Source organism: Streptomyces sp. NPDC059443 (genome assembly GCF_042750105.1).
Taxonomy (GTDB): domain Bacteria; phylum Actinomycetota; class Actinomycetes; order Streptomycetales; family Streptomycetaceae; genus Streptomyces.
Window position 1 is genome coordinate 61,424 of sequence record NZ_JBHYVM010000029.1, and the last position, 24,375, is coordinate 85,798.

The 24,375-nt window shown below is 73.1% G+C and carries 18 protein-coding genes; 14 read left to right on the forward strand and 4 right to left on the reverse strand.

The genetic code is table 11. The features are described 5' to 3' along the window. Window positions 1-4: 4 nt before the first annotated feature. On the reverse strand, window positions 5-2,713 hold the full coding sequence (locus ACFXDJ_RS25680; RefSeq protein ID WP_384650270.1) for a YbhN family protein: 2,709 nt from the start codon (window positions 2,711-2,713) through the stop codon (window positions 5-7). A 110-nt stretch (window positions 2,714-2,823) separates the two neighbouring features. Here ACFXDJ_RS25680 and ACFXDJ_RS25685 point away from each other — a divergent pair, with 110 nt between their 5' ends. From ACFXDJ_RS25685 to nudC, 5 genes are all read left to right on the forward strand, one after another. Further along, window positions 2,824-3,180 carry an MGMT family protein gene (locus tag ACFXDJ_RS25685; RefSeq protein ID WP_384650271.1) on the forward strand — a complete coding sequence of 119 codons (357 nt, stop codon included), beginning with the start codon at window positions 2,824-2,826 and terminating at the stop codon, window positions 3,178-3,180. A 258-nt stretch (window positions 3,181-3,438) separates the two neighbouring features. Then, window positions 3,439-6,915, forward strand: a complete 3,477-nt coding sequence (locus ACFXDJ_RS25690) for an ATP-dependent helicase (RefSeq protein WP_384650273.1) — start codon at window positions 3,439-3,441, stop codon at window positions 6,913-6,915. An 80-nt stretch (window positions 6,916-6,995) separates the two neighbouring features. Continuing rightward, window positions 6,996-10,556: a UvrD-helicase domain-containing protein gene (locus ACFXDJ_RS25695; protein WP_384850376.1), complete on the forward strand. Its 3,561-nt coding sequence runs from the start codon at window positions 6,996-6,998 to the stop codon at window positions 10,554-10,556. 10 nt (window positions 10,557-10,566) lie between these two features. Continuing rightward, window positions 10,567-11,979 carry a dipeptidase gene (locus ACFXDJ_RS25700; protein ID WP_384656888.1) on the forward strand — a complete coding sequence of 471 codons (1,413 nt, stop codon included), beginning with the start codon at window positions 10,567-10,569 and terminating at the stop codon, window positions 11,977-11,979. A gap of 71 nt (window positions 11,980-12,050) precedes the next feature. Then, complete coding sequence (gene nudC / locus ACFXDJ_RS25705; RefSeq protein WP_384656885.1) at window positions 12,051-12,998, forward strand: NAD(+) diphosphatase; 948 nt, start codon at window positions 12,051-12,053, stop codon at window positions 12,996-12,998. A 62-nt stretch (window positions 12,999-13,060) separates the two neighbouring features. On the opposite strand, the gene ACFXDJ_RS25710 is transcribed toward nudC, so the two are convergent. After that, window positions 13,061-13,321 (reverse strand): mycoredoxin, encoded by a 261-nt coding sequence (locus tag ACFXDJ_RS25710; RefSeq protein WP_330298466.1) that lies wholly within the window; start codon window positions 13,319-13,321, stop codon window positions 13,061-13,063. 158 nt (window positions 13,322-13,479) lie between these two features. On the opposite strand from ACFXDJ_RS25710, the gene ACFXDJ_RS25715 reads away from it, so the two are divergent. The 5 genes from ACFXDJ_RS25715 to ACFXDJ_RS25735 all read left to right on the forward strand — a co-directional run bounded on the left by ACFXDJ_RS25715 (window position 13,480) and on the right by ACFXDJ_RS25735 (window position 17,480). Continuing rightward, a complete protein-coding gene (locus ACFXDJ_RS25715; RefSeq protein WP_384656883.1) occupies window positions 13,480-15,705 on the forward strand; it encodes an ATP-dependent DNA helicase UvrD2 in 2,226 nt (741 codons plus the stop codon). A gap of 180 nt (window positions 15,706-15,885) precedes the next feature. Next, window positions 15,886-16,227: a hypothetical protein gene (locus ACFXDJ_RS25720; RefSeq protein ID WP_384656898.1), complete on the forward strand. Its 342-nt coding sequence runs from the start codon at window positions 15,886-15,888 to the stop codon at window positions 16,225-16,227. Between the two features lie 197 nt (window positions 16,228-16,424). Further along, entirely contained in the window at window positions 16,425-16,796 is a 372-nt protein-coding gene (locus ACFXDJ_RS25725; protein WP_215035503.1) for a WhiB family transcriptional regulator, read from the forward strand. Next, on the forward strand, window positions 16,793-17,125 hold the full coding sequence (locus ACFXDJ_RS25730; protein WP_384656880.1) for a hypothetical protein: 333 nt from the start codon (window positions 16,793-16,795) through the stop codon (window positions 17,123-17,125). Before ACFXDJ_RS25725 ends, ACFXDJ_RS25730 begins: the two co-directional genes overlap by 4 nt. 148 nt (window positions 17,126-17,273) lie before the next feature. Continuing rightward, window positions 17,274-17,480, forward strand: a complete 207-nt coding sequence (locus ACFXDJ_RS25735; RefSeq protein WP_384656877.1) for a hypothetical protein — start codon at window positions 17,274-17,276, stop codon at window positions 17,478-17,480. An 85-nt stretch (window positions 17,481-17,565) separates the two neighbouring features. On the opposite strand, the gene ACFXDJ_RS25740 is transcribed toward ACFXDJ_RS25735, so the two are convergent. Together ACFXDJ_RS25740 and ACFXDJ_RS25745 are read right to left on the reverse strand one after the other, a co-directional pair. Next, on the reverse strand, window positions 17,566-18,897 hold the full coding sequence (locus ACFXDJ_RS25740; RefSeq protein WP_384656875.1) for an ABC1 kinase family protein: 1,332 nt from the start codon (window positions 18,895-18,897) through the stop codon (window positions 17,566-17,568). 105 nt (window positions 18,898-19,002) lie between these two features. Then, on the reverse strand, window positions 19,003-20,169 hold the full coding sequence (locus ACFXDJ_RS25745; protein ID WP_384656872.1) for a TOMM precursor leader peptide-binding protein: 1,167 nt from the start codon (window positions 20,167-20,169) through the stop codon (window positions 19,003-19,005). A 178-nt stretch (window positions 20,170-20,347) separates the two neighbouring features. On the opposite strand from ACFXDJ_RS25745, the gene ACFXDJ_RS25750 reads away from it, so the two are divergent. The 4 genes from ACFXDJ_RS25750 (at window position 20,348) to ACFXDJ_RS25765 (ending at window position 24,237) form a co-directional block, all read left to right on the forward strand. Further along, window positions 20,348-20,944, forward strand: a complete 597-nt coding sequence (locus ACFXDJ_RS25750) for a M48 family metallopeptidase (RefSeq protein WP_384656870.1) — start codon at window positions 20,348-20,350, stop codon at window positions 20,942-20,944. Between the two features lie 136 nt (window positions 20,945-21,080). Continuing rightward, window positions 21,081-22,754, forward strand: coding sequence for a TerD family protein (locus tag ACFXDJ_RS25755; protein WP_384656867.1), 1,674 nt, complete (start codon window positions 21,081-21,083; stop codon window positions 22,752-22,754). 29 nt (window positions 22,755-22,783) lie between these two features. Beyond that, window positions 22,784-23,464 (forward strand): AIM24 family protein, encoded by a 681-nt coding sequence (locus tag ACFXDJ_RS25760; RefSeq protein WP_384656896.1) that lies wholly within the window; start codon window positions 22,784-22,786, stop codon window positions 23,462-23,464. Between the two features lie 17 nt (window positions 23,465-23,481). Beyond that, entirely contained in the window at window positions 23,482-24,237 is a 756-nt protein-coding gene (locus tag ACFXDJ_RS25765; protein WP_384656864.1) for an AIM24 family protein, read from the forward strand. Window positions 24,238-24,375 lie beyond the last annotated feature (138 nt).

The following is a 24,375-nucleotide window of genomic DNA, read 5'->3' on the forward strand; positions in this document are numbered from 1 at the left end:
CTCCCTAGATCGCCTCTTTGCGCGTCAGGAAGTTGAAGGAGATCCACCCCGGCAGCACCGGCAGCCAGAACGTCATCAGCCGGAACAGCAGCACCGCGGAGATCGCCACCTGGTTCTCCAGCCCCGCCGCGATCAGCCCCAGCGTCAGGGTGGTCTCCACCGCGCCGATGCCGCCCGGGGTCGGCGCCGCCGAACCCAGCGCGTTGCCCGCCAGGAAGACGACCGCGATGCTCGCGTAGCTGAGGGCCTCGCCGCCGCCGAAGGCGCGGATCGACGCGTCCAGACACATCACGAAGCAGCCGGTCAGCAGCAGCATCCCGCCGATGCCGGTGAGGAGCTTCTGGGGGCGCTGCAGGACGTCCAGCATGCGCGGCACCACGCCCGCGAACAGCGCCCGTACCCGGGTCGCCACGAACTTCCGCAGGAACGGCACCGCCGTGACCACCAGCACCAGCACGGCCACCGTCAGCAGACCGGCGATCACCGTCCTCGACGGGGTCATCTCCGGGGTCTTCTCGGTGCCCGTCAGATAGCCGAAGGACAGCAGCAGCAGGATGTGACTGGCCAGCCCGAAGAGCTGCGAGGCGCCGACGCTGGCCACCGCCAGCCCCGGCCGGATGCCCGCCCGCTGGAGGAAGCGGGTGTTCAGCGCGACACCGCCCACCGCAGCCGGAGCCACCAGCTTCACGAAGGATCCGGCGACCTGCGCCAGTACGGTCCGCAGGAACGGCACCCGCTCCGGCACGAAGCCCAGCAGGCTCATCGCCGCCGCGAAGTACGTGAGCACCGAGAAGGCCAGCGCGGCCCCGACCCAGCCCCAGCGCGCCTCGCTGACGATCGTCGCGAAGTTGACGTGAGCGAGCTGCGTGAGCAGGAAGTACGCGCCGAAGGCGCCCGCGATGAACGAGACCAGCGTGCGCGGCCGGATCCGTTCCAGCCGGGCCGGCTCCGCCTCCGCCTGCGGGCGGATCAGCAGGACCTGCTGGCGGATCTGGCTCAGCAGATCCTCCTCGCGCGCCGCGTCGTACGCGTCGTCCAGGGCCCTTTTCTCGGCCTTGCGGTCGGCCGCCGAGCGCGGGGTGGGCGAAGCGGAATCGGCCTCCCGTGCGGCCTTCGCCACCCGCGAGGACTCCAGTACCGCCTCCCGCTCCCGGTCCGCCCGCTCCCGCGCCAGCTTGCGCAGCGTGGCCCGGGTGGAGCGGCTCAGCGCGATCGGCTGGAGCAGCGGCAGGCAGTCCGCCACCGCGTCCGGGCCGAGCACGGACACAGCCGAGGCGACGGAACGCTCGGCGCCGACCCGCAGGCCGAGGGTGGTCAGCAGCTGCGCGATGTCCATGCGGAGCACGAGGTCGCCGGCGGCGATCTCGCCGCCGCGCAGGTCGGTCAGGGTGATGCTGCCGGAGCCCGTGCTGCCGGAACGATCCACCACCAGGGCGTCCCCGGTCAGCCGCCGGTGCGCGATCCGCCGCGACTGGAGGGCCCGTACCTGCTCCCAGGCGTTGCGGGTCAGGTCGTCGGTGATCTCCTCGTCGGCCAGCGAGTCCAGGCTCCGGCCCCCGAGGTGTTCGTAGACGAGCATCACGGCGTCCGGGCCGAGCTCGGAGGTGGCGATGAGCTTCGGCGCGTTGGCCCCGGCGGCGATGGCCGCGTAGGCGAGCAGCGCCTCCTGCTCAAGGGCCTGGCGCAGCGACTGGAGGCTGCGCCGGGTGGTGATGCCGCGCAGGGTCAGGCGCCGCCAGACCCGGTAGTAGAAGCCCTGGGCCTGCTGCTCCCGGTCCACGACGGTGACGTCGAGCGGCGGGCCGTCCTCCAGGGTGACGTGGTAGCGCCGCCCGCGGTCGCTGACCTCGGTGCTGTCGGGACCCTCCATGGACTCGGCGCGCATCGCGCTGACCGGCTGGAAGCCGACCCGGCGCAGGCCCGCGAGGAGGTTCTGCCCGGTGGGCCGGACGTTCGGCGAACCGACCGCGTACAGGGTTCCGTACGCGACGCTCCAGCCGATCAGCACGGTCAGGATGATCGAGAAGGGGGTGGTGTAGCCGCTGACCAGCATCGCGAAGGCGTCCAGCAGCAGGACCACCCACAGCGCGACCCGCCAGCGCGGCCGCCGGGTCATCCCGACGGCGGTCATGTACGCGATCACGGGCGCGAGGTAGCCGTGGACCGGATCGGTGAGGGCCCCGCCGGCCCCGGTGGGCCGGGTGAGGACCTCCTGGATGGTCGCGGAGGCGCCCTGGGAGACCCACAGGTCGGTGGCGAGGGTGACTCCGTGCGCGAGGACGGCGGCGAGCACGCCGTCGGCGATGCGCAGCCCGTCGCGCTTGATCAGCCGCTCGATGGCGAAGGCCACCGGTACGAGGAGCACGGCGATGCTGGAGACCAGCCCGGCGACCTTGATCAGTACGTCCGGCGCCTGGCCGGTGCCGTTGCTGATGTCGGCTTCCAGGCCCGCGGTGGTGCCGTGGGCGAAGGCGGCGATGCCGAGGACCACGGCGATGCCGAGGACGCCGACGAGTAGCCGTACGAGGTCGGAGGGGCGGTGCACGCGGGCGGCCAGCAGCGGCTCGTCGACCTCCACCTGGTCGGCGGCCGTCGGGGTGTGCCCGTGCGGGGCCTCGTCCGCAGGGTCGTCGGAGTGCCCCTTCGCGCCGTCCGGAGGGCTCACACCCTGCTCCTTTTCCGTCACTTCCATCTCTTCTTGACCACGTATCACGCGTCACCGCCCGGAAGATGGTGGCACGGACCGGCGGCCGCTCGGGGCATCAGGGTGCGAGCCGGTCCGGAACGCGGGCTTCCGCCACCTCGCCGGTCCGGTGCGGCACCATGGGCCGAATGAGCGAAGAGCTGCCCGCATACGCGGAGCGGGTGCTGGAGGCGGCCGAGCGGATTCCGCCCGGCCGGGTGATGACCTACGGGGACGTCGCCGAATGGCTCGGCGAGGGTGGGCCCCGTCAAGTCGGCCGCGTCATGGCGCTGTACGGCGGAGCCGTGCCCTGGTGGCGCGTGGTGCGGGCGGACGGCCGCCCGCTGCCCGGCAGCGAACGGCGGGCGCTGGAGCACTACCGCGCCGAGGCCACCCCGCTGCGCCTGACCGGCGCCGGCGAACCGCGGCTGGACATGCGGCGGGCGCGCTGGGACGGATCCGACGGGGTCACAGCGCAGGACGAAGGTCACATCTGACAGCTTCGGCCATGCACGGGCCGAACGGGCGGTCGAAGGAGCGTACGAAGCCCCGTACGAGGGACCCCCGGGACCGGACGGCAGCCCGGATCGCAGCTCGGACGGCGGTCCCGACGGCAGCCCGGACGGCAGTCCCGGGGAAACTGCGCGGGCCGCGCGGGTTGGCGTAGCGTTGCCTCTTCGGCCTCGGCTTCGGCTGCGGCCGTCACCACGGCAGCGACCGCTGCGACGGCAGACCCACCAGGACCGGCACCCCACGTGAACACCTCTTCCTCCGACGGCCACCGCACCGAGCGGCGGCGTACGCGGACCCCGGACGCGTACCGCCTCGTGCGTACCGGGCCGGAACGGGTGGATCCTCCTGTGCTGGACGCAGCGCAGCGCGCGGTGGTTGAGCACACCGGCGGCCCGCTGCTCGTCCTGGCCGGACCGGGCACCGGCAAGACGACCACGCTGGTCGAGGCGGTCGCGGCCCGCGTCGAGGCGGGGACCGACCCCGCGCGCATCCTGATCCTCACCTTCAGCCGCAAGGCCGCGGTGGAACTGCGGGACCGGACCGCCCTGAGGCTCGGCGGCGCGCGCGCTCCGCAGGCCACCACCTTCCACTCCTTCTGCTACGGACTGGTCCGCGCCCACCAGGACACCGAGCTGTTCGCGGACCCGCTGCGGCTGCTGTCCGGCCCGGAGCAGGACGTCATGGTCCGCACCCTGCTGGAGGGACAGCGGCGGCTGCGCCCCGGCGCTGCCATCCGCTGGCCGGACGACCTACGGGCCGCGCTGACCACGCGCGGGTTCGCCGACGAGGTCCGCGCGGTCCTGGCCCGGGCGCGCGAGCTGGGCCTCGGCCCCGCCGCGCTCGCCGACTTCGCGGCGCGCCTGGGCCGGCCGGACTGGCAGGCGGCGGCGGCCTTCCTCTCCGAGTACCTGGACGTCCTGGACCTCCAGGGCACCCTGGACTACGCCGAACTCCTGCACCGCGCGGTGCTCCTGGCGGAGCGCACCCCGACGCTCTCCCTGGCGTACGACGCGATCTACGTGGACGAGTACCAGGACACGGACGCCTCGCAGCTGCGGCTGCTGCGCGTGCTGGCCGGGCCGGCGGGCCGGCTGACCGCCTTCGGCGATCCCGACCAGTCGATCTACGCCTTCCGGGGCGCGGACATCAACAACATCCTCGACTTCGAGACCTCCTTCCCGGGGGCGCGGATCCACGCCCTGACGGTCTCCCGCCGCTCGCCTGCCGTGCTCCTGGCGGCCACCCGGCAGCTGACCTCCCGCATGCCGGTGCCCCGCCTGCCCTCGGCGGCGGTACAGGCCCACCGTGCGCTCGCGTCCTCCCGGGAGGGCGGCCGCGTCGAGGTCTTCACGTACCCCACGGCCGGTGCGGAGCTGGACAACATCGCGGACGTCCTGCGCCGGGCCCACCTGGAGGACGGCGTGCCCTGGCAGGACATGGCCGTCCTGGTCCGCGCGGGCGGCCGCACCCTGCCGCAGATGCGGCGCGCCCTGATCGCGGCGGGCGTCCCGGCGGAGACGGACGGCACGGACAGCCCGCTGCGCCACGAACCGGCCGTCACCCCCCTCCTGACGGCCCTGCGCACCTTGGCCCAGTCGGCGCTCCCGCCTGCGGCGGAGGAACCCGCGGACGGACCGGGCTCCGCGAACGAGGCCGAAGCCGGGGCCGGGGCCGGACCTGAGGCCGAGGCCGGGTCTCAGGCCGAGACCGAGACCGAGACCGGGGCCGCAGGTCGTGCCGCCGACGGCGACGGGCCCGGCCCCGCCGAGTCCGGGTCCGCGTCCGATCCCGCCCCCGGTTCCACGGACGGCCAGGACATCGGCCAGGACACCGGTCACGACACCGGCTGGGTCGGGGTCGAGGCCGCGCTCGTGCTGCTGTCCTCGCCGCTCGGGGGGATGGACGCCGCCGATCTGCGGCGGCTCGGGCGCGCGCTGCGCGACGAGGAGCGGGCCGCCGGGATCCGGATGCCCGCGCCCTCCGACGTCCTGCTCGCCCGCGCCCTCGCGGAGCCGGAGCGGCTCGTCGCCCACGACCCCGCCTACGCCCGCGGAGCGCAGCGACTCGGCCTGCTCCTGCGCAAGGCCCGCGAGCTCCTCGCCGGCGGCGGCACCGCCGAAGAGGTCCTGTGGACCCTCTGGGACGGCACCCCCTGGCCGCAGCGCCTCGAACGCAACGCCCGCCGCGGCGGCTCCGCCGGCCGCAACGCCGACCGCGACCTCGACGCGATCTGCGCGCTCTTCGACACCGCCGCCCGCGCGGAGGAACGTACCGGCGGCGCCGGCGCGCTCAACTTCCTCGAACAGCTCGAAGCCGAGGACATCGCGGGCGACACCCTCACCCCCCGCGCCGTCCGCCGCGAGACCGTCCGCCTCATGACCGCGCACCGCTCCAAGGGCCTGGAGTGGGGGCTCGTCGTCGTCGCGGGCGTTCAGGAAGGACTCTGGCCCGACCTGCGCCGCCGCGGCTCCCTCCTCGAAGCCGACCGCATCGGACGCGACGGCCTCGCCGAACCCCTCACCCCCGGCGCGCTGCTCTCCGAGGAGCGCCGCCTCTTCTACGTCGCCGCCACCCGCGCCCGCCACCGGCTCGTCGTCACCGCCGTCAAGGCCCCGGCCGACGACGGCGACCAGCCCTCCCGGTTCCTGACCGAGCTCGGCGTACCCGTCAAGGACGTCACCGGCCGTCCCCGCCGGCCCCTCGCCGTCCCCGCGCTCGTAGCCGAGCTCCGCGCCACCACCGTCGACCCCGAGGCCTCCGAGGCCCTGCGCGAGGCCGCCGCCCGGCGCCTGGCCCGCCTCGCCGTGCTCACCGACGACGAGGACCGCCCGCTCGTCCCGGCCGCGCACCCGCAGCGCTGGTGGGGCCTGTACGAGCCCACCCGCAGCAGCGTCCCGCTCCGCGACCGGGACCGGCCCGTCGCCCTGTCCGGCTCCGCCCTGGACCAGCTCGCCAACACCTGTTCCCTCCAGTGGTTCCTGGGCCGCGAGGTCAAGGCCGACGCCCCCTCCACCGCCGCCCAGGGCTTCGGCAACGTCGTCCACGTCCTCGCCGACGAGGTCGCCTCCGGCCGGACCCCCGCCGACCTCGCCGTCCTGATGGAGCGCCTCGACTCCGTCTGGGACTCGCTCGCCTTCGACGCCCCCTGGAAGTCCCGCCAGGAGAAGGACAACGCCCGCGCCGCCCTGGAACGCTTCCTGCGCTGGCACACCACCGACCGCGGGGGCCGGGCCTCCGTGGCCACGGAGCACGAGTTCGACGTCACGCTCGAAGCGGGGGAGTACGCCGTCCGGATCCGCGGCTCCATGGACCGGGTCGAGGCGGACCCGCAGGGGCGGGCGTACGTGGTCGACTTCAAGACGGGCAAGGGGGCGCCGACCAAGGACGAGGTCGCGCGCCACCCACAGCTCGCCGTGTACCAGCTCGCCGTGCGCGAGGGCGCCGTCGACGAGGTCTTCGAGGGCCTGCGCCCCGAACCGGGCGGGGCCGAGCTCGTACAGCTGCGCCAGGGCGCGCCGAAGAAGGACGGCGGGGACGAGGTCCCCAAGGTCCAGGCCCAGGAGCCCCTGAACGGCGAATGGGTCGGCGACCTGCTCGCCACCGCCGCGGGCCGGGTCCTCGACGAACGCTTCGCCCCCGCCATCGGCAAGCACTGCGACCACTGCTCCTTCCGCAGCTCGTGCAGCGCCCGCCCGGAGGGCCGCCAGACGGTGGAGTGAGCGGGGCGTCGAGCAGGGCCCGTCCACAGGGCGGGACCGGTCCGGCGGGGAGTGTCGGTGGGGACGGCTAGCCTTTTCAGGTGTCCGCGCGTCCGTCCGTCCCGCCCGCCCAGCCCGTGCTCACCGATCCGGAGCAGCTCAAGGAGCTCCTCGGGATCCCCTTCACGCCCGAACAGATGGCCTGCGTCACCGCCCCGGCCGCCCCGCAGGTCATCGTGGCCGGCGCCGGCTCCGGCAAGACCACCGTCATGGCCGCCCGCGTGGTCTGGCTGGTGGGCACCGGCGCGGTCGCGCCCGAGCAGGTCCTCGGCCTGACCTTCACCAACAAGGCCGCCGGCGAGCTCGCCGAGCGCGTGCGGGGGGCCCTCGCGCGGGCCGGCATCAGCGACCCGGACCCCTCCCCGGCCGAGGCCGACTCCGCGGGCGGCGAGCCGCGCATCTCCACCTACCACGCCTTCGCCGGACAGCTCCTGAAGGACCACGGACTGCGCATCGGCCTGGAGCCCAGTGCCCGGCTGCTCGCCGACGCCACCCGCTTCCAGCTCGCCGCCCGCGTGCTCCGCGAGGCCCCCGGCCCCTACCCCTCCCTCACCAATTCCGTCCCCGACCTGGTCAGCGACCTGCTCGCGCTCGACGGGGAGCTCTCCGAGCACCTCGTACCGCCCGAGCGACTGCGCCAGTACGACACGGAGCTGCTCTCGGTCCTGGCCGGCACCACGCTCACCAACGAGGACCTGCGCAAGGTCCCCGAAGCCGTGCGCGGCCGCCTCGAACTGCTGGAGCTGACCGAGCGCTACCGCGCCGCCAAGCGCTCCCGCGACCTCCTCGACTTCAGCGACCAGATAGCCCTCTCCGCGCAGCTGGCCACCACCCGCCCCGAGGTGGGCGCGCTGCTGCGCGAGGAGTTCAAGGTCGTCCTGCTCGACGAGTACCAGGACACCTCGGTCGCCCAGCGGCTGCTGCTGTCCGGCCTCTTCGGCGGGGGCACCGGGCACGCGGTGACCGCCGTCGGCGACCCCTGCCAGGCCATCTACGGCTGGCGCGGCGCCTCCGTGGCCAACCTCGACGACTTCCCCGAGCACTTCCCGCACGCCGACGGCAGCCCCGCCACCCGGTTCTCGCTCAGCGAGAACCGGCGCAGCGGCGGCCGCCTCCTCGACCTGGCCAACGAGCTCGCCGCTCCGCTGCGCGCCATGCACGAGGGGGTCGAGGCGCTGCGCCCCGCGCCGGGGGAGGAGCAGGCCGGCTCGGTCCGCTGCGCCCTGCTGGAGACCCACGCCGAGGAGCTCGACTGGCTCGGCGACTCGGTCGCCCACCTGGTCCGTACGGGTACGGAGCCGCGCGAGATCGCCGTACTGTGCCGCTCGGCCGGGGACTTCGCGCGGATCCAGGCGGTCCTGGTCGAGCGGGACGTCCCCGTCGAGGTGGTCGGCCTCTCCGGCCTCCTGCACCTCCCCGAGGTCGCGGACCTCGTCGCCGTCTGCGAGGTCCTCCAGGACCCGGGCGCCAACGCCTCGCTGGTCCGGCTCCTCATCGGTCCGCGCTGGCGGATCGGCGGGCGGGACCTGGCGCTGCTGGGCCGGCTGGCCCGCACCCTGATCTCCCGCGTGCCGGAGGCGGGGGAGGAGGACCGGCTGGCGGCCGCCGTGGAGGGGGTGGACCCGTCCGAGGTGATCTCGCTGGCCGACGCCCTGGAGACGTTCCTGGACGGCGCGGGCACGGGATCCGCCGGAGCCCCGGACGAGCACCTGCCGTTCTCCGCGGCCGCCCGGGTCCGCTTCGCACACCTGGCACAGGAGCTGCGCGACCTGCGGCGTTCGCTCGCGGACCCGCTGATGGACGTACTGCACCGGGTGCTGTCCACGACCGGCCTCGACGTGGAGCTGGCCGCGTCCCCGCACGCGCTGGCGGCCCGCCGCCGGGAGACCCTGTCGAGTTTCATGGACGTGGCGGCCGGCTTCGCCTCCCTGGACGGGGAGGCGTCCCTCCTGGCCTTCCTGTCCTTCCTGCGCACCGCGGCCCAGTACGAGAAGGGCCTGGACCACGCGCTGCCGGGCGGGGAGAACACGGTCAAGGTGCTCACCGCCCACAAGTCCAAGGGCCTGGAGTGGGACGTGGTCGTGGTCCCCGACCTGTGCGCGGGCTCCTTCCCGAAGGAGAAGGCCCCGGAGGCCTGGACCTCGTACGCCAAGGTCCTCCCGTACGACCTGCGCGGAGACGCGGCCACCCTCCCGGAGTCCCCGCAATGGACCTCGCAGGGCCTGCGCTCCTTCAAGTCCGCCCTCAAGGCCCACAAGGCCGTCGAGGAGCTCCGGCTCGGGTACGTCACCTTCACCCGCCCCCGCTCCCTCCTCCTGGCCTCGGGCCACTGGTGGGGCCCGACCCAGAAGAAGCCCCGGGGCCCGTCCGCCTTCCTCTCCGCCCTCTACGACCACTGCGCCTCGGGCCACGGCGAGATCGAAGCCTGGGCCGACACCCCGGAGCCGGACGCGGAGAACCCGGCCCTGGCCACGGACGCCACCCCGGACCACTCCTGGCCCCTCCCCCTGGACCCGGACTCCCTCACCCTCCGCCGCCGTGCGGCGGCCCTGGTGGAATCCCACCTGACCACCGCCTCGCACGCCCCGGACCCGGTCGCGGACGCTGCCGACGGCTACCTCTGGCCCCCGGACTGCGAGGACCCGTCCTACGACGAGGAACCCCCGGAGCCGGAGGACCTCTGGCCGGAGGCCGAGGCGCGCCCCGCCGCAGGCGGGCCCCCACAGGGGGTCCGGGGCGCAGCCCCGGTTTCGGGAAGGGGCGGGGTGGGGGAAAAAGCCGCCCGCACCCCGGCCCCGGACGACCTCTGGCCGGAGGCCGACGGCTGGGCCCCCGCCACCGGCCCCGCCCAAGGAACCGCACCCGATCCGCGTACCACTCCGGAGGAAGCCCGCACCATGGCCTCCTGGGACCGGGACCTCGACGCCCTGGAGGGCGAGCTCCGCCGTGCCCGCGCGGCCGTCCGCGACGTGGAGCTGCCCTCCGCGCTCTCCGCCAGCCAGCTGCTGCGCCTCGCCGCCGACGAGCAGGGCTTCGTGCGCGACCTCGCCCGCCCCATGCCCAAGCCCCCGCAGCCCGCGGCGCGCCAGGGCACCCGGTTCCACGCCTGGGTCGAGGCCCGCTTCGACGAGCTGCCGCTCCCGCACCTCGACCTCCTCGACCCCGCCACCGAGCTGCCCGGGGCCGGCTCCGACCAGGACATCGCCGACGAGGCCGACCTGGACTCCCTCAAGGAGGCCTTCGAGCGCAGCGAGTACGCCGACCGGACCCCGTACCGCATGGAGGTGCCCGTCCAGCTGACCCTCGCCGGCCGGGTGATCCGCGGCCGGATCGACGCGGTGTACCGCAACCCCGACGGCGGCTTCGAGATCGTCGACTGGAAGACCGGCCGCACCACCGACGCCGACCCCCTCCAGCTCGCCGTCTACCGCCTGGCCTGGGCGGAAGCCACGGGCACCCCGCTCGCCGAGATCACCGCCGCCTTCCTGCACGTCCGCAGCGGCCGCGTCGTCCGGCCGGGCAACCTCCCCGGCCGCGACCGCCTTGAGCGGATCCTCCAAGGGAAACCGGACACGGAAAGTGACCATCGAACGGACGGTTAGGCTCGTGGGCATGAGCGACACCCCGGCGGACAGCGTCGTCCGCACGTACATCGACACGCACCGCGCCGCCTTCCTCGAAGACCTCGCCGACTGGCTCCGCATCCCCTCCGTCTCGGCCCAGCCCGAGCACGCGGACGACGTACGGCGCAGCGCCGAGTGGCTGGCCGCGAAGCTCAAGGAGACCGGCTTCCCGGTCGCCGAGGTCTGGGAGACGGCCGGCGCGCCCGCCGTCTTCGCCGAGTGGCCGAGCGCGGATCCCGCCGCGCCCACCGTCCTCGTCTACGGGCACCACGACGTGCAGCCCGCCGCCCTCGCCGACGGCTGGCACACCGACCCGTTCGAGCCGGTCGTCAAGGACGGCCGGATGTACGGGCGCGGCGCCGCCGACGACAAGGGGCAGGTGTTCTTCCACACCCTCGGCGTCCGGGCCCACCTCGCCGCGACCGGCGCCGCGGCCCCCGCCGTCGGCCTGAAGCTCCTCATCGAGGGCGAGGAGGAGTCCGGTTCCCCGAACTTCCGCGCCCTCGTCGAGCGCGAGGCGGCCCGCCTCGCCACCGACATCGTGATCGTCTCCGACACCGGCATGTGGTCCGAGACCACGCCCACCGTCTGCACCGGCATGCGCGGCGTGGCCGACTGCGAGATCGACCTGCACGGCCCCGACCAGGACATCCACTCGGGCGCCTTCGGCGGCGCCGTGCCGAACCCGGCCACCGTCGCCGCCCGCCTCGTCGCGGCCCTGCACGACGCCGACGAGCGGGTCACGATCCCCGGCTTCTACGACAACATCGCCGAGCTCACGGACGCCGAGCGCGAGCTGATCGCGGAGCTGCCTTTCGACGAGGCCGAGTGGCTCCGTACGGCCAAGTCGTACGCGGCTTCGGGCGAGGCCGGCTACTCCACGCTGGAGCGCGTCTGGGCCCGTCCGACCGCCGAGGTCAACGGCATCGGCGGCGGTTACCAGGGCCCCGGCGGCAAGACCATCGTGCCCGCCTCGGCGCACCTGAAGCTGTCGTTCCGCCTGGTCTCCGGGCAGGACCCGTACGAGGTCGAGGCGGCCGTCAAGGACTGGGTCGCGGAGCGCGTCCCGGCCGGGATCCGGCATTCCATCACCTTCGGCGCCCCCACCCGGCCCTGCCTGACCCCGCTGGACCACCCGGCGCTCCAGTCGGTGGTCCGGGCCATGGGCCGGGCCTTCGGCCAGAAGGTGCGCTTCACCCGCGAGGGCGGCTCGGGACCGGCGGCGGACCTCCAGGACGTACTGGACGCCCCTGTCCTGTTCCTCGGGATCTCCGTACCCTCCGACGGCTGGCACTCGCCGAACGAGAAGGTGGAGCTCGACCTGCTGGCCAAGGGGGTCGAGACGACGGCGTACCTCTGGGGCGACCTGGCCGCCCACTGGAAGCCGGCCGGAACCGCCTGAGCCCACCCGTCCGCCACCCGCCACCGCACACCCGTCCTACTGAGCCTGCCTGTGTCCCACCACCGGGGGAGTTGGAAGTACCTGTGAGCACCCATACCGAGTCCGAGCGCCCGATCTCGCTCGCCGCGCCCAGCGGAATCGACCGCGCGGCCCACCACCGCCTCGACGAGGCGTGGCTCGCCGCGGCCTGGAGCCACCCGACGACCCGGGTCTTCGTGGTCTCCGGCGGCCAGGTCCTGATCGACGACGCCCCCGACGGCTCCACCGCCATCGTGATGACCCCGGCCTTCGAGGCCCCGGTCACCGAGACCCACCGGTACTTCCTGGGCAGCGACGAGGACGGCGTACGGTACTTCGCGCTGCAGAAGGACTCGCTGCCCGGCCGCATGGACCAGTCGGCCCGCCCGGCCGGTCTGCGCGAGGCCGGACTCCTCCTCTCCCCGCGCGACGCCGGGCTGATGGTGCACGCGGTGGCGCTGGAGAACTGGCAGCGCATGCACCGCTTCTGCTCCCGCTGCGGCGAGCGCACGGTGGTCGCCGCCGCCGGGCACATCCGCCGCTGCCCGGGCTGCGGAGCCGAGCACTACCCGCGCACCGACCCGGCCGTGATCATGCTGGTCACGGACGACCAGGACCGCGCGCTGCTGGGCCGCCAGGTGCACTGGCCGGAAGGCCGCTTCTCCACCCTCGCGGGCTTCGTCGAGCCGGGCGAGTCGATCGAGCAGTCCGTCATCCGCGAGGTGTGGGAGGAGGCGGGCGTCAAGGTCGGCGAGGTCGACTACGTCGCCAGCCAGCCCTGGCCGTTCCCGTACAGCCTGATGCTGGGCTTCACTGCGCGCGCCGTGACCTCCGAGATCACGGTCGACGGCGAGGAGATCCAGGAGGCCCGCTGGTTCTCCCGCGATGACCTGCGCGCGGCGATCGAGTCGGGCGAGGTGCTCCCGCCGGCCGGCATCTCCATCGCGGCCCGCCTGGTAGAGCTCTGGTACGGCAAGCCCCTCCCGAGGCCGTCCGCGTAATCCTGGTCACAGCAGAAGGCCCCCGCCTGGGCGGGGGCCTTTCTGTAGGGCTTTTCAGCACGTCAGACGGCGAGGGCCTGCTTGACCTGGGCCAGGCTCGGGTTCGTCATGACCGACTCGTTGCCCGCGGAGGACTTCACGAGGACGGTGGGAACCGTCTGGTTGCCGCCGTTCGCCTTCTCCACGAACGCCGCGGACTCGGGGTCGAGCTCGATGTTGATCTCGTTGTAGGCGATGCCTTCCCGGTCCAGCTGGCTCTTCAGCCGACGGCAGTAGCCGCACCAGGTCGTGCTGTACATCGTGACCGTGCCCGCGTCCTGCATGCTGCGCTCTCCATTCGTGGGGTGCTCGGTGGTCCGAGTAGTCGAACGTACGGCACGGCGCGGCCATTCCCGGGGGCCGGATCGGCTCCGGCGCCGGCTGCGGCGCCGGCTGCGGTATCCGGCGCCGGCCGCGGTGTGAAGAAGCCGCGGTATGAAGAATGCGGGTGCCCTGTGGACAGCTTTCCCGCCCTCCCCTCCAGACCTGGCAGCATGGCGGGGTGACAGCAGCAACGCACTCCTCATCCTTCACGGCCGGCGCCGACTCGGCCGACGCGGTGCTCCTGGGCCTGGACCCGGAGCAGCGCGAGGTCGCGACGACCCTGCGGGGGCCGGTGTGCGTGCTGGCCGGTGCGGGTACGGGCAAGACCCGGGCGATCACCCACCGCATCGCCTATGGGGTGCGATCCGGCCAGCTCATGCCGGCGAGCGTGCTGGCCGTCACCTTCACCAACCGCGCCGCGGGCGAGATGCGCGGCCGCCTGCGCCAGCTCGGCGCGGGCGGGGTGCAGGCGCGCACGTTCCACTCCGCCGCCCTGCGCCAGCTCCAGTACTTCTGGCCCAAGGCGGTCGGCGGCGACGTGCCCCGGCTGCTGGAGCGCAAGATCCAGTTCGTCTCCGAGGCGGCCTCGCGCTGCCGCATCCGCCTCGACCGCAACGAGCTGCGCGACGTCACCGGCGAGATCGAGTGGGCGAAGGTCACCCAGACCGTGCCCGCCGACTATCCGGCGGCCGCCCTCAAGTCCGGCCGCGAGGCCCCCCGGGACCTGGCCGAGATCGCCCAGATCTACGGGACGTACGAGCAGCTCAAGCGCGACCGCGGCATGATCGACTTCGAGGACGTGCTGCTCCTCACCGTCGGCATCCTTCAGGACAGCCCGGGCATCGCCGACCAGATCCGCACCCAGTACCAGCACTTCGTGGTCGACGAGTACCAGGACGTCAGCCCGCTCCAGCAGCGGCTCCTGGACCTCTGGCTCGGCGAGCGCGACAGCCTCTGCGTGGTCGGCGACGCCAGCCAGACGATCTACTCCTTCACCGGGGCCACCCCCGACCACCTGCTGAACTTCCGCACCAAGTACCCGCAGGCCACCGTGGTCAAGCTGGTCCGCGACTACCGCTCCACCCCCCAGGTGGTCCACCTCGCCAACGGCCTGCTGAATCAAGCCAAGGGCCGGGCCGCCGAGCACCGCCTGGAGCTGGTCTCCCAGCGCGAGCCGGGGCCCGCCCCGGTCTACGCCGAGTACCCCGACGAGCCCGCCGAGGCCGAGGGCGTCGCCGCCCGGATCCGGGACCTGATCGCGGCCGGAGTCCCGGCGGGCGAGATCGCCGTCCTCTACCGCATCAACGCCCAGTCCGAGGTCTACGAGCAGGCTCTCGCCGACGCCGGAGTCCCGTACCAGCTGCGCGGAGCCGAGCGCTTCTTCGAGCGGAACGAGGTGCAGAAGGCGATCCTCGCCCTGCGCGGAGCCGCCCGCTCCGGCGGCAACGACCCCCTGCTCGACGACCTCGTGGAGCTCGGCTCCCAGGTCCGGGCCGTGCTCAGCTCCACCGGCTGGACCACCGAGCCGCCCGCCGGCTCCGGAGCCGTCCGCGACCAGTGGGAATCCCTGGCCGCGCTGGTCCGGCTCGCCGAGGACTTCGCCCGCACCCGGCCAGCCGCCACCCTGGCCGACCTCACGGTCGAGCTGGACGAGCGCAAGGCCGCCCAGCACGCCCCGACGGTCCAGGGCGTCACCCTCGCCTCGCTGCACGCGGCGAAGGGCCTGGAGTGGGACGCGGTGTTCCTGGTCGGCCTGACCGACGGCATGATGCCGATCACCTACGCGAAGACCGACGAGCAGGTCGAGGAGGAGCGCCGGCTGCTCTATGTCGGCGTCACCCGGGCCCGGCTCCACCTGACGCTCTCCTGGGCGCTCTCCCGCGCTCCGGGCGGCCGGGGCTCCCGACGCCCCAGCCGCTTCCTGGGCGGCCTGCGGCCGGGCTCCATGGCCCCGGGAAGCGCGCCGGGCGGCGCGGCCGACCGGGCGGCCCGCAAGCGCGGCCGCCGCGGCCCGGTCCTGTGCCGGGTCTGCGGCAAGACCCTGACCGAGGCCGGCGAGATCAAACTGATGCGCTGCGAGGACTGCCCGTCGGACATGGACGAGGGGCTCTACGAGCGGCTGCGCGACTGGCGTGCCGTCCAGGCGAAGGACCAGGGCATGCCCGCCTACTGCGTCTTCACGGACAAGACGCTGATGGCCATCGCGGAGGCCGCGCCCACCCAGGACGGAGAGCTCTCGATGATCTCCGGAGTGGGCGCGCGCAAGCTCGAGCGGTACGGAGCCGACGTGCTGGCCATCTGCGCAGGTGAGGACCCCGAAGGGCAAGATCCTGACGACGCGTAGAAACTCGTCGGAAAAATAGTTTGCACATGCCCAGCGAATCCCCATAGGTTCTTAGCAACGGAAACGGTGGCTTCTCCGAAGCCCCCGGTCCGTGCTGTACTTATCCGAATACGCATGGGACCAGGCCTCCGGGCCGAGTCCCCGAGACGCCGAGAGGAGGCGAGACCAGTGACCAGCTTCATGACCATCAGCAAAATGACCGATCGCTCGGTTGCCGCTTCCTGCACGCTCGGCTCCTCCTCGCTCCTCCCGCTCACGGGTACCGGTCTGTCCGCGATTTGCGCTGACAGCTCTGCCCTGGCCTCCGCTGCCGCGCCCGTCGCGCTGCGAGCCAGTGAGCGTAATGAGCGACCGACCCAGGCACCGGTGGCAGTACTGGCAGCAGAAGCAGGGGCGCATGGCGCCTATGCCTTTGCGGCCGCAGCCGGTGCCGGATCGCTGACGAAGCAGACGACGAAGAAGCAGCAGCACCACCTGATGTGGGCCTTCCGCGGGCTCGAACCCTGGAGTGATCCAGCCTGATCGCATGATCAGGCCGGCGCCTTCAGGGCCGCGGAACCCCACCCGGGATCCGCGGCCCTTCTGTTTGTCCCCGAACAGGGACGACGGAGTGAAGGGGCCTCGGGACTGGCAAGTCCAGTCGGTGTGACGAGGTAGCCCAGCCGCCCCCGGCCGACCGGCCGGAACGACTAGACGAACAAGACGAGGAAGAAACCACCGTGCAACTCGAAGCGCACGCCCCGTCCGTACCGCAGACCCAGACCCTCTCCCCGCCCGCAGTCCCGGAGGACTCCACCTTGACTCCCCTCACCGCGCTGACCGCGCTCGACGACGCCATCGAGAACCTCGGCGTACCCGTCGCCTGTCGTACCTACGACCCCGAGGTCTTCTTCGCCGAGTCCCCGGCGGACGTCGAATACGCGAAGTCCCTCTGCGGCACCTGCCCGCTGGTCGAGGCCTGCCTCGCCGGTGCGCTGGAGCGCCGCGAGCCCTGGGGTGTCTGGGGTGGCGAGCTCTTCGTCCAGGGCGTGGTCGTGGCCCGCAAGCGCCCCCGTGGCCGTCCGCGCAAGAACCCGGTTGTCGCGGCATGACCGCCCACGGAACCATCGACCGCCCCCTGACGCACGACCCCCTGAAGCAGGCCCTCATGTCCCCCCACGCCACCACGAGCGAGCAGCCGCACGGCGCCGCCACCGCAGACTTCATCACCGCCGGCGCGATCACCTCGCGTCAGAACAGGACCCGCGAAATGCAACTCATCCCAGAAGCCCTGGCTCGTGCCCATATGGCCGACCGCATGCGTGAGGTGGACGCCGAGCGTCACGCCCTGCGCCTGGTCGCCGCGCGCCGCATGCAGCGGCGAGCCGAGCGCGTCTCCATGCGCGCCCGCCGCGCGCTGGCCATGGCCGTCATGAACTAAGGCCGCCGACAAGGCCGCCCATGCGGCCGAGGCAGCCGGAGCAGCCAGCAGAAACCACCCGGGGGGACCGGTCCGAACGGACCGGTCCCCCCGGTGCGTTGCGGAGCGCCGCCACCCACGGCGGGGATCGCGGGGATATCGTCTGGAGGTGGACCAGCCGACTTCCCACCCGGCCCCGCCGGGTTCCCAGGCCCCGCCCGTCGTCTGCGCGCGCTGCGGCGCCCAGTCCCCGGCCGGCCCCCCGCCCACCTGGACCTGCTCGGTGGAGAACGGGAGCAGACAGTACTTCTGCGTCGACTGCGCGCGAGCCAACCTCCGCGCCATCGAAGGCCGCCTGGACTCCGCCTGGTGGTGAACCGGCCCCCTCGGCCCAGGCCCCCTCAGTCCAGGCCCCCTCAGTCCCGGACCGCTCAGTCCCGGACCGCTCAGTCCCGGACCGCTCAGTCCTCCTCGGCCGGGAACCCCGGGAGCCAGGACTCCAGTTCGTCGCGGAGCCGGACCGTCGCGCCCAGCTGGCACAGCACGCCGATCGTGCTCAGCGTCACCCGGTGGATCAGCAGGTACGAGGGCGGCAGGTTGATCTGACGTCCCAACTGGTGTGCGGGGGAGCGCGGATCGGCGATCCGCGCCGCCTGGCCGCGCAGCCACGGTCGGGTGAAGGTGAACTCCTCGGCCTCGGCGGGCTCGATGATGGGCTTCAGGTAGTCGAGCACCGCATCCGGGTCCAGCTCTATGGAATCCCGTACGAACCCCTCCGCGCGAAGGTGCCCGTAGACCCCCTCGGCGTCGCCGTCCAGCGTCATCCGCAGCGATCTGCCGATGGGCTTGGGCCAGCCGCCCGGCAGTCGGTCGACGGTCCCGAAGTCCAGGACGCCCAGCCGTATCCGGCCGTCCGCCCCGGTGATGAGCCGGAAGTTGCCCGGGTGCGGATCGGCGTGCAGCAGCCCGGTGCGGGCGGGGCCGGAGAAGAGGAACCGGGCCAGCAGCTGTCCGGCGCCGTCGCGCTCCTCCCGGGTGCCGTCGGCTATCACCTCCGACAGCGGAGTCCCCTCCATCCACTCGGTCACCAGCACCTGGTCGCTCTGGTGCACGACGTCCGGCACGACCACGTCCTCGTCGTCCGCGAAGGCATCCGCGTGCGCCCGCTGGGCCTCGGCCTCCAGCTCGTAGTCGAGCTCCTCGGCGACCCGGTCGCGCAACTCCTTGATCAGCGGCTTTATCTCTATGCCCGGGATCAGCGGTCCCAGCAGCCCCGCGAACCGGCTCAGCTGCTTCAGGTCCGACAGCAGCGCCTCGCCGGCCCCCGGGTACTGGACCTTGACCGCCACCTGCCGGCCGTCGTGCCAAACGGCCCGGTGCACCTGCCCGATCGAGGCGGCCGCGGCCGGCTTGTCCTCGAACTCCTCGAACAGCTCCCGCCAGTCCGCACCGAGACGGTCCGTCAGCACCTGGTGAACGGTGGCCGCGGGCAGCGGCGGCGCGGCTTCCTGAAGCTTCGTCAGCGCCGCCCGGTAGGGCCCGCCGACCTCCTCGGGCAGGGCCGACTCGAAGACCGAGAGCGCTTGCCCGAGCTTCATCGCGCCCCCCTTCAACTCACCCAGGACGCGGAACAGCTGGTCGGCGGTTCGCTGCTGGAGTTCGCGTGCCACGATCTCCGCCGACTTGCCTCCGATCCGCTTGCCGAGCCCCCACGTGGCCCGGCCCGCCATGCCGAGCGGCAGCGCGGCCAGCTTGACGGTACGGGTGACCGCCTTCCGGGGAAGATCAGACATGTGCCCCTCCAATTCCCAGCCAGCTGAGCCGCAAGCGGCCGTTCGGGGAAGCCCCCGACGAGCTCTCGGACGGCGCCCCCAGGGGCCTCGACCACGGCAATCCTGTCATGGCCCCCTCCGCCTCTCCGAGCCCGCTGCCATGTCCGGTTCCCGCACCGGCCCGGCGGCCGACTCCACTTCGACGGGCTCATCGTGCCCGCTCGCACCACACGGACACTCGGGGTGCGGCCGGACCGGGGTGGGGTGCCAGTGGAGGGCGGGTAGCGAGGCCTCCCACCGGGTGGCCGCCGAGGCGGGGAGTTCGCCGTCGAGGAAGGACAGGGCGTGGGCTGCGGCCAGGCCGGCCACCGCCGTGGACAGCCCCAGATCGCAGGCGGCCGAGTCCCGGCGGCGGTGGATAGACCGCCACTGGACCAGCATGCGGGGCCAGGCCGGATCCCGGTCCACCCGGTCGCGCTCCATGCACCCGGCGCACGCCGTGGCTCCGGGCAGCACCAGCGGTCCCACCAGCCCGGTCCCCTCCAGCACCCCCGCGTACAGGTGCGGGGTGCCGGTGGCGACCCAGTCCTCCGCGGTCTGCGGATCGGGGGCCCAGGACTGGAGCCCGTCCCGGGGCGCGACCACCACCAGGGCCAGCCCCGGCTCCGGACCCTCGCTCTCCGCGGTCCGCGGTCCGCGCCCCGGGGCAGCCTCGCGGACCACCGTCCTGGCCGCTTCGGCGCGCAGCCGGCCCACGCTGCCGGGACCCAGCCCGCCCGGAGCCACGTCCGCGGGCTGCGCGCGGCCCCCGTCGAGCACCTCGACCCGGCCGACTCCGGCTCCCGCCAGGACCGAGGCGATCACCCCGCCCACCCGGCCGCTCCCGCGCACCTGGACCCGTATCCCCCGGCGGGCGGCGACACCCAGTAAGTCCCCGCCCGGCTCGGGGTGGACCAGGGACAGCGAGCCCAGGTCCGGGCCCAGCCGGGCCAGGGCCTCCGGCCGCGCCCGCACCGCCTGGGCCCGCGGCCCGCCCACGGTGGAGTCGTCGAGCAGCCCGGCCGAAGCCAGCCGCCGCACCACGTCGTCGACCCGGCCGTCCGGCAGTCCCATCGCCCTGCCCTGCACGCGCAGCAGCTCCATGCCGCGCGTCCCGTCGATCAGGTCGAGGAGCGTGCCCGTCGCCGTGTCCACCGGGCCGAGCACCACCGCGTGGGCGGGCGTGACTCCGAATTGCACCGTTTGCAGATCCCGCCACGCCCGTGCCAGCGCCGGCTTCATCTTCGGATACACGGTGATCCCCCTCATTGCTCCGCGGCTTTCGCCGTCGCGGTCGTCCGCGGCCGTCCGCCGCTTTCCGCAAGATTGCCCGGCCGCCGAATGGCCTGCGCAGCTTTGTCCACAGGTGAGGGGTATTAGGTATATGAGCTGAATAGTTGCGGGCTCGTGTTGGGCCTTCCGTGAATCGATCATGTTCGAACCCCGGAGGGGCGGGACTTCCGCCGCGGCGAGCGGGTACCGTCGTGGCGTGTCCGCCGATCCACCGCAGCGAGCCGTCGAAGTCCGCCGGAGCGCACGCCGCCGCAGGACCGTATCCGCCTACCGCGAGGGTGACCGTACGGTCGTCCTCATCCCTGCCCGGATGTCCGAGGCCGAGGAACAGCGCTGGGTGGGCGTCATGCTCGACAAGCTGGCGGCCCAGGAGAGCAAGCGCACCATCGGGGACGCGGAACTCACCGAGCGGGCCGAGCGTTTGTCCGAGCAGTACTTCAGCGGCCGCGCCCGCCCCCGCTCGGTCCGCTGGGTCACCAACCAGAACACCCGCTGGGGCTCCTGCACCCCGGCCGAAGGCAGCATCCGGCTCTCCCACCGCCTCCAGGGGATGCCGGAGTACGTCGTCGACTACGTGCTGCTGCACGAGCTGGCGCACCTCCTCGTGCCCGGCCACGGAGCCGGTTTCTGGGAGCTGCTGGAGGAGTACCCGCGGACCGAGAGGGCCCGCGGATACCTGGAGGGGATCGTCGCCGCCGAGCGCCTTCCGAAAGTGCCGGCCGCCCGCGACGAATAGTCCGCTAATTCCCGCTTGCCCCGGATGGAGCCCGCCGTGATATGTACCGGGTCGGTACCGACTTGGCTGGATGTCCGAGGTTGCCGTTAGCCTGAGCGGCACGCATTCACTGTCGGGATGGGGGACGGTCTTAGGTATGGCCAGGGAATTCCAACGCGGTCACAAGGCCAAAATCAGCGATCTGACGGCGGGCACGGACCTCTACGTGGGCGTCCAGATCGCCGGGCCCGGACTCACCATCGACATCAGCTGTTTCGGCCTCGACGCGAACGAACAGCTCTCGGACGACCGCTACTTCGTCTTCTTCAACCAGCCGAAGTCGCCGGAAGAGTCCATTCAGCTGCTCGGCGCGCAGTCCGGTGACGCGGAATCCTTCCGGGTGACCCTGGACCGCATTCCGGCCAACATCCACAAGCTGTCCTTCGCCGCGTCGATCGACGGCGCCGGGCAGATGTCGCAGATCGGACCGGGCTACATCCGCGTCGTGGCGGGCGGCGAGGAGGTCGTCCGTTACGCCTTCACGGGCTCGGAGTTCAGCACCGAGCGCGCCCTGATGATCGGCGACTTCTACCTCAAGGACGTGTGGCGCTTCGCCGCCGTCGGCCAGGGGTTCGACGGCGGGCTCGCCGCGCTGCTCAAGAACTTCGGCGGCGAGGTCGCCGAGGAGGAAGAGCCCGCGCCGCAGGCCCAGGCCCCGGCCCCGGCCGGCGCCCCCGGCTTCGCCCCGCCGCCGCAGGCCGCCGCTCCCGCACCCGCCTTCGGCGCGCCCGCCCAGGTGCCCGCCCCGGCCCCGGCCTTCGGCGCCCCGGCCCAGGCGCCCGCGCCGTACCAGGCACCGGCACCGGCACCGGCCCCCGCGCCGTACCAGCAGCCCGTCCACGCGGCCCCCACCATGGCCGCACCCATGGGCGTCCCCCTGGCCCCGCCGGCCCCCGCGCCCGCGCCGTACGGCCAGGTCCCGCCGCCCGGCCCGGCCCCCGCGCCGTACGGGCAGCAGCCGCAGCCCTCGTACGGCCAGGTCCCGGGCCAGTTCCCCGGCCAGCAGTCCGGCCAGTTCCCCGGCCAGCAGCCGTACGGTCAGCAGCCGCCCCCGTACGGCCAGCAGCCCCCCGGCTACGGCCAGCCCATGCAGGCGGCTCCCGCCGCCGGCACCGGACTCGCCACCGCCCTCCAGCCGTACAAGGAAGCCCCCACGGGCGCCCGCTGGACCGCGCAGAACAAGCAGCTCATGCGCGTGGACCTGTCGATGGGCGGCCAGGCCGTCCTCGCCCGCCAGGGCAGCATGGTCCTCTACCAGGGCAAGGTCGACTTCAGCTACAAGGGCGCGGGCTTCGCCGGCCGCATCGTCGGCAACGCCACCGGCCAGGAGATGCAGCTCATGCGCTGCACCGGCCGCGGCCAGGTGTTCCTCGCCGAGAACGGCGCCTACCTGCACGCCATCGAGCTCCAGGGCGACGGCATCTGCGTCTCCGCCGAGTCGGTCCTCGCCTTCGACGAGACGCTCCAGCACGAGGTGCGCCGCATCGAGGGCCACGGCATCCCCGGCGGCGCGCTGTTCACGATGCTCTTCCAGGGCACCGGCACGGTGATCGTCAAGACGCACGGCACCCCCGTCGTCCTGCCCGTCACCCCGACCACCTTCGCGGACAGCAACGCCATCGTCGCGTGGTCCGCCGCCTCCCAGGTGATCATTTCCAGCCAGGTCCGGCTGCGCCGCAACGCCTACCCCGGCCACAGCGGGGAAACCGTGAACCTCCAGTTCCGCGGCGCCCCCGGAAACTTCATCGTCGTCCAGCCGTACGAGGTCTGAGGGAGCCCCACATGAATGCCATGAACTCGATGAACCAGCAGCTCGCGGGCTACGCCCCGACCCCCGTCACGGCCCGCATGGAGAACCACGGTTCGGCCATGCTCAAGGTCGCCATGCAGTCCGGCCAGGACCTCTTCGCCCGCACCGGGTCGATGGTCGCCTACGAGGGCTTCGTCCAGTACGAGCCCAACCCGCCGGCCCTGCGCCAGATGGCCTCGCAGTGGCTCACGGGCGAAGGCGCCCCGCTGATGAAGTGCACCGGCGACGGCCTGCTCTACCTCGCCGACTACGGCGCGAACGTCGTCTGCATCAACCTCAACAACGACGCCCTCTCCGTCAACGGCACCAACCTGCTGGCCTTCGACGCCCACCTCCAGTGGGGCGTCGAGCGGGTCAAGGGAATGGCCAAATTCGCCGGCCAGGGCCTGTTCAACGTGCAGGTCTCCGGCACCGGCTGGGTCGCCATCACCTCCCGGGGCACCCCGATCGTGGTCGAGTGCGGCCGCGGCGAGGACGAGACGTACGTCGACCCCGACGCGCTCGTCGCCTGGTCCCCGAACCTCAAGGTCAAGGGCAAGAGCAGCTTCAAGGCCTCGTCGCTGATCGGCCGGGGCAGCGGGGAGGCCTACCAGATGGCCTTCTCCGGCCAGGGCATCGTCGTCGTACAGCCCAGCGAGGACAGCACCGACCGGCTCCGGGCCCGGGGCTGAGGGGGAGAAGACACACCATGCAGAGCTCACTTTTCGCCCACGCAGAGGCGCAGTCCCAGGAGCGGTACGCCGTCCAGAACCCGCAGCTGCTGCGGGTCTCCCTGAGCGGCTCCGACGACGTGCTCGCCCGCAAGGGCGCCATGGTCGCCTACCAGGGGATCATCGACTTCGACGGCGAGTACCAGAGCACCACCCAGCGCGGCGCCCGCACCCGCACCGGCGAGGGCCTGGACCTGATGCGCTGCTCGGGCCAGGGCACGGTCTACCTGGCCAACCTCGCCCAGCACGTGCACGTGGTGGACGTGGACCAGGACGGCCTCACGGTCGACAGCGGCTACGTACTGGCCCTCGACTCGACCCTGCACACCGAGGTCATCGCGGTGGACAGCCAGTACGGGGTCTCCGGCACCGGCAAGTACCAGCTCAACATCACCGGCCGCGGAAAGGTCGCGCTGATGACCTCCGGGCAGCCGCTGATGATGCAGGTCACGCCGGACAAGTACGTCAACGCCGACGCGGACGCCATCGTCGCCTGGTCCACCTCGCTGCGCGTGCAGATGCAGGCCCAGACCCACTCCAGCGGCGTGTGGCGGCGGCGCGGCAACACCGGCGAGGGTTGGGAGCTCAGCTTCCTCGGCACCGGTTTCGCCCTGGTCCAGCCCAGCGAGGTGCTCCCGCCGCAGAACGCCACGATCGGGCAGGGCGCGGCCGCGCAGTTCGGCATGGGCCAGCACGGCGCCCACGCGCAGAACCAGAACAACGCCTGGAACTGAGCGCCGGACGGACGCACGCAGCCGGACCAACGCAGAGGGGGGGGGCCCCCCCCCCGGGGGGGCCCCCCCCCCGCGGGGGGGGGCGGGGGGGGGGCCCCCCCCCCCCCCCCCCCCCACCCCCCCCCCCCCCGGGGGGGC